The 6,346-nt window shown below is 37.5% G+C and carries 6 protein-coding genes; 4 read left to right on the plus strand and 2 right to left on the minus strand.

Features of this window, described 5'->3' with window-relative positions; genetic code table 11:
* Positions 1-29 precede the first annotated feature (29 nt).
* Together B2Y23_RS08415 and B2Y23_RS08420 are read left to right on the plus strand one after the other, a co-directional pair.
* The gene (locus B2Y23_RS08415; RefSeq protein ID WP_291370207.1) at positions 30-1,355 is read left to right on the plus strand and encodes an ISNCY family transposase; all 1,326 of its coding nucleotides are present in this window, start codon (positions 30-32) and stop codon (positions 1,353-1,355) included.
* Positions 1,356-1,714: 359 nt separating this feature from the next.
* The gene (locus B2Y23_RS08420) at positions 1,715-1,873 is read left to right on the plus strand and encodes a hypothetical protein (protein WP_291370191.1); all 159 of its coding nucleotides are present in this window, start codon (positions 1,715-1,717) and stop codon (positions 1,871-1,873) included.
* 67 nt (positions 1,874-1,940) lie between these two features.
* On the opposite strand, the gene B2Y23_RS08425 is transcribed toward B2Y23_RS08420, so the two are convergent.
* Positions 1,941-2,735 carry a hypothetical protein gene (locus B2Y23_RS08425; RefSeq protein WP_291370193.1) on the minus strand — a complete coding sequence of 265 codons (795 nt, stop codon included), beginning with the start codon at positions 2,733-2,735 and terminating at the stop codon, positions 1,941-1,943.
* 220 nt (positions 2,736-2,955) lie between these two features.
* Between B2Y23_RS08425 and B2Y23_RS08430 the strand changes: the two genes are divergently transcribed.
* Positions 2,956-4,371 (plus strand): PLP-dependent aminotransferase family protein, encoded by a 1,416-nt coding sequence (locus tag B2Y23_RS08430; protein ID WP_291370195.1) that lies wholly within the window; start codon positions 2,956-2,958, stop codon positions 4,369-4,371.
* Between the two features lie 133 nt (positions 4,372-4,504).
* Positions 4,505-5,926: an amidase gene (locus tag B2Y23_RS08435; protein ID WP_291370197.1), complete on the plus strand. Its 1,422-nt coding sequence runs from the start codon at positions 4,505-4,507 to the stop codon at positions 5,924-5,926.
* A gap of 176 nt (positions 5,927-6,102) precedes the next feature.
* Here B2Y23_RS08435 and B2Y23_RS08440 read toward each other — a convergent pair.
* On the minus strand, positions 6,103-6,346 hold a 244-nt coding region (locus tag B2Y23_RS08440), incomplete at its 5' end, for an OmpA family protein (RefSeq protein WP_291370199.1).

Here is a 6,346-nt window from a genome sequence, read left to right on the forward strand (position 1 = left end):
TTAGCGGACGGTTTGATATGTTGGTGTCTATGTCGGATAAAGAACTTAAACGATTGTCGATCTTGCAGGAAATCTGTGATCAACGCATAACTCAATCCCAAGCTGCTCAGCTACTGCATATTTCAGAACGTCAGATCAGACGCTTACTGCAAAAATACGAAGCTCAAGGTCCCGCTGCATTAGCCCATGCCGGTCGTGGCCAAACCAGCAATTCCAGGCTTCCTGAAGAGATCAGACTCAAGTGCCTCAATCTGGTCGCTGAACAATTCCATGGTTTCGGACCAACTTTAGCCCATGAAAAGCTGACTAGCGTTTATGGCTTTAATATTTCAGTAGAAACCCTGCGTTCCTGGATGATTGCAGCCGATTTATGGATTCCTCGCGCCAAGCGCCTGAAACGCCCGTATCAGCCTCGATATAACCGGGATTGTTATGGTGAACTGATCCAAATTGATGGCTCACATCATGACTGGTTTGAAGGACGAGCACCTAAATGCTGTTTACTGGTGTTTATTGATGATGCCACAGGAAAATTGCAGCATTTACGCTTCTGTGAATCAGAATCAACCTTTGACTATATGATTTCAACACGCCTGTATGTTGAACAGCACGGTAAGCCCTTAGCGTTTTACAGCGATAAACATTCAGTGTTTAGGGTAAATCAAAGCAGTAAGAAAGACACCAGGATTACCCAGTTTGGACGCGTACTCAGTACCCTCAAAATCGATATCATCTTCGCTAACTCACCCCAGGCCAAAGGTCGTGTGGAACGAGCGAATAGAACACTTCAGGATCGTCTGATTAAGGAGATGCGCCTGGAAGGTATCAATTCGATTGCAGATGCGAATAAGTGGTTGCCCTGCTTTATTGAGCAATTTAATCGTAAATTTGCCAAGATGGCTTTTAATCCCAAGGATCTACACCGGACTGTCACTGAAACAGCCGAAGAGTTAGATGATGTTTTTACCTGGCGTGAACCACGCAGAGTGACGAAAAGCCTGACCATTACTTATGATAAATGTGTATATCTCCTGGAGAATACAGAAGAAAATCAGAGGTTGATCGGCAAGTATCTTGAATTTCTAGAATACCCGGATGGTACTGTGGCCATCATGCATGAAAGTCGGAAGATCAATTACAGCATCTTCGATAAATTAAGTCAGCTGAACCAGCGAGAGATTGTTGAGAATAAACGGTTGGGTGCTGTTCTGAATCATATCCAACAGCAGCATGAAGAACTGGAACAGCAAAACAAACGCAATCGTTCTCAAAAGATGCCAAGCAGACGTGCACAGAAAACAGCAATTCAACAGCGAAATCTGAATCCTGTGCTTGACTTGGAAATGTCCATATAGGACATTTCTATTTGGTTATTAGGTAGGACATTTCTACTTGGGAATAACAAACATAACATAACTAAACTAGGAATGCACGCTTCATTAATGGCTGCAACTTGCTGCTTAAACAACTTCAATCTCTTTCTAGAGTGCTCTTATTCATATTCAACAATTAAACCGAAGCGCTGGTCCAAATTAATATGATACAGCTAGACTGTGCTGATAAATTTCTAAGCTATGCAAAATACTTTGCTCGTTTGCAACGGCAATATTCACCCGTATAACTGTTATATAAATATTTCACTTTTCTGTATCTGGAGATGCTCTGTTATATCGTTAATAATCAAACTAACAAATAGACAAATTGAGATAGTCTGATGAATGATCAAGTGTCGAAAAAGCAGCAAAAATATGCTGACAGTGAAATTTCAGATAAGGCTTTCAAACGAGCCATTATCTGGTTTGGAGTTTATGCTTTATTGTTCTGTATGGGTGTCGCATTCGCTGTTGGTGCAGATCATTCATATCTTTCCTAGTTTTAGATCTAAATAACTCAAGCGATAATCAGGCAGCCTGCATAATAGAAACATGCTGCCTTTGAGTTTAATGATATTGAATTTTAGTTTGTAGATATTCACCATAAACTGAAAGCTTTTCAAAAATATGTTCTGAATAAAACATATCCTCTATCAGTAATTGCGCGTGTTCAAAACCATATAAATCTAATATGTTCAATAATTTGGCATTCATTTTAGAAAGCTTTGTACAAAGTTGTATATATTCATCATTTTTATTCTTAAATACTAGCTGTAACATATTGATTTTACTTATATCTAAGTATTCAGCTTGATTTTCTAGTGCAATGATTTCAATCTGGACATGCAGAAAATCAGCTATTAGATTGATCAATTCTAAATTGATATTCAAACGCGTAATACAGATAATTCTAGATACTTTTGAATTACATAAGCTATTGATTAAATTTGTATAAAATAAATCTTCCAGAGTCAGCTCTTCATTGTTTAATTGTATAAACAAGCCCAAGCTGTCCAATAATTCATCAAAATTTAAGCCAATATTACTTTGGTTAACCTGATAATAACGCGATAAAATGCTTAAAACCTGTTCATTCTCAGCTGTATGATAAATCACTTTTTGATTTAAATTAGCCAATATAAAGGGTGAAAATAGATAAGCTAAATCTTCAATGTGATCTGTAATTGGGTCTTGTATAATAGCAATCTGCCCTGCTTTTTCTATTTGTCTGAGCATTTTTGCTCTTAATAATGTCGCTTCCACATTTAAATATTTTTGCTTGAGTAATATTTCAATTTGTGGAGAAACTTCATATCCGGAAAGCAACTGATGAATCAAATTGAGTTGCGATATTTCAAACATGTGTAACTCCATTTCAATATTAGTACGTACATTTTCAGTATGCATCTGCATTTAAGTGTGAGCTAGTATTGCAAATATTCTTCAATTTAATAGATACAACATCCCTTATAAAATGTATAACAGATTCAATTTTTCATCTTATCTGTTATAAAAATAGTTTAATATTGATTAAATAGCGCTATATTTATATACAGACACTTTCTCTAAGTAATACGTCAATATGTATAAGTCGGAACAGCTTGCTCATCAATTAAGACAGTTAATTGAAAGTGGCACGTTAAAATCCCATGAAAAACTACCTTCTTTACGTGAACAAGTACAACTTTCCGGTTTTAGTCTGATTACCGTGATGAATGCTTATCAAGAGCTTGAATCTAGAGGCTTAATTTATGCAAAAGAAAAATCTGGATACTATGTCTCCAATACATTTGTCGATCACGCACAAAATGTACCTTTGATCGTTTCTTTAAATTCCAATATTGAAATCAATTCATTAATTTTTAAGTATCTTAAATCCATTCAAGGCGAACATATTGTTCCTTTTGGCTCAGCCTTCCCATCCAGTGATTTGGTCTATTCCAAAAAACTGACTCAAATTATGGGACAAATCGCGCGTAATAAAAAAAGTTATGATGCCATTGATAATTTACCTCCAGGAAATTTTTCATTACGCAAACTGATCGCCCAACGCTATTGTATGCAAGGTATACCTACAGATCCGGATGACATTGTCATTACATCTGGGGCTATGGATGCACTGAACTTGGCTTTACAAGCAATTGCCAAACCGGGTGACTATATTATTCTGCAACAAAATATTTTCTATGGTGCCTGGCAAGCGGCTGAACGCTTAGGCTTAAAAGTGGTCACTATTCCTGAACATTCCAAACATGGATTTGACCTAGAAGCCTTTGAGCATATTTTAAAAAATTATCCTGTAAAACTCTGCTGGTTCATGCTGAATAGCCATAACCCGGTAGGTTTTACCGTTTCAGAAGATATAAAGTTTCAAATTTCAAAATTACTGCATCAATATCAAGTTCATATGATTGAAGATGATGTATATGAAGAAATGTATTTTGGACATAACAAGCCTTTACCGATGACTTATTATGATCAAAATAATCTAGTCCTGCACTGCTCTTCTTTTTCAAAAACCTTGGGCGCGACGTTTCGGGTGGGTTGGGTGCATGCTGGAAAATACTCACAGTATATTCAGCATTTGCAATTAATGAGCACGATTTCGGTCAATTCTTTATTACAAAATACTTTAGTAGAATTTCTCTCCAATTTTCATTATGAAAAACATCTGCACAATCTGCGTAAAAATTTAAAACATAATAAATTATTATTTTATAGATATTTAGAGTTAAATTTACCCGTTGGATGTAAGGTGGAATATCATCCAGGTGGTTATTTCTTATGGCTCAAATTGCCTAAAAATGTAGATAGCATGCGCATTTATGAAAGCCTGATCCAGCAGAGAATTGGCATTGCACCTGGCCAGCTGTTTAATATCAGCGAACAAAAACAGCATTATTTAAGAATTAACTGTTCATTTGAATGGTCGGATTCAGTTCAACATTCACTCGATCAGCTTATTTCGACACTGCAAAATTTTATAGTAGATGAATAGTTTAAAATTGACAGTGAATGTTGTCATTAATATGCGGTAAAATAATGCATTGATCAGCATGATATGCATATGCTGTTCTCTATTAAGACAAAATGAAAAACAAAAATATAGGGAAATATAGGGCTAGAATTATATGGAATCGCAAAATTCTAAACGCATTCATGCATTCGATAATGATGTCATGAGTGATCTAGATGCCGTGGGTATCGCACAATTAATTCGCAACAAACAGGCTTCTGTAGAAGAAGTCACTGCAGCAGCAATTGCACGCGCACAACGTGTCAATCCTCATCTCAATGCGATTCAGCTGGAATGTTTTGAGCGGGCTTTAGCAAAGCCGCGTTTTAAACAGACAGGAATTTTTGCAGGTGTTCCCTTCTTTTTTAAAGACAATACCGATTACCAAGGCCTGGCAACTAATCATGGTTCTAAAGCAGTAAATGGTAAAACTGTATTAATTAATCCCAAAATCAGTCAGCAATTTTTAGATCAGGGCTTTGTCGTTTTAGGCAAAACGACACTACCAGAATTTGGTTTAAATGCGACCACCGAGTTTAAAGATGGCAGCGCAACTTTCAACCCATGGCATACTGACTATTCTTGCGGTGCATCTTCCGGTGGTTCGGCCGCCATGGTGGCCTCAGGTGTAGTGCCTATTGCGCATGCTAATGATGGTGGCGGTTCAATTCGCATCCCCGCTGCCTGCTGTGGTTTGATTGGTCTCAAACCCAGTCGTGGCCGTACCTTTGACAGCGATGCCGCGCGTTCTTTACCTATTAATATTATCAGTGAAGGTGTGGTAACCCGTAGTGTCCGGGATACCGCTTACTTTTATGCGGGTATGGAACAAAGATTTTATAATAAAAAATTGCCTAAAATCGGCTTAATCGAACAGCCTATTCAGCGCCGTTTACGCATTGGTCTGGTTACTCAATCCATCACTGGTCAAATTGATCAAGAAACATCCTTTACTCTCCACCAAACTGCAAAGTTACTTTCAGATTTGGGGCATCATGTTGAAGATTTCCAGTTGCCTATCTCCATTAGCTTTGTTGATGATTTTAGTGAATATTGGGGCTTTTTATCATTTATGCTGCAAACTTTTGGAAAAAAGGCGTTTGGATCTGGATTTAATGTTAAACAGCTGGATAACTTAACGGTAGGACTTGCCGGACTCTACAAAAAGAACTTTTACAAGACGCCGTTATTTTTATATCGCTTAAAAAAAATGCAGCAACAGTATCAAGAGGTTTTTAACCAATACGACGTACTCCTTTCACCTGTATTAGCCCATACGACGCCACAAATTGGTTATCTCTCGCCTCGGCTTCCATTTGATCAACTCTTTGACCGGATTCAGAATTACGTTACTTTTACTCCCATCCAGAATGTAGTTGGTGCACCAGGGATGTCGATCCCGATGGGCCAAACGCAAGTAGATGGCTTACCCATTAGCATGCAACTTTCTGCCAATATCGGTGATGAAAAAACCTTAATTGAATTGGCCTATGAAATTGAACAGGCAAAACCTTGGCGTAGAATTCAGGATGCTTGATTATAAAAGGAATAAGGAAGTGTTCGGCTTCCTTATTTCATAGCATATTAAATATAACTATTTATTAAACCTCTTTCATAATTACGAACCTCTTTTTATTTTTCTCTTGCGCTTGATTTTAAAGCCCTATTTAAAATCAAACTCAGGGAGAAATAAAAGGGACTTATGAAAAACCTCTATTGAACTTCAAACTCAATACGACGGTTTTTGCGACGTCCTTCTGCCGTGACATTATCAGCAACCGGTTGATATGAACCAAAGCCTTCTGCGGTTAAGTTTGCAGCTGCAATATTTTTCTCAATTAAATAGTTTTTAACTGCTGCTGCACGTTGTTGGCTTAAAAGCAGGTTTTTATTTGCATCACCAGAGCTATCGGTATGGCCAATCACCTTCACTTTTTTTCCACTCACCTTCTTTAGT

Origin of the sequence: Acinetobacter sp. UBA5934, assembly GCF_002430855.1 — a bacterium.
Classification (GTDB): Bacteria; Pseudomonadota; Gammaproteobacteria; order Pseudomonadales; family Moraxellaceae; genus Acinetobacter.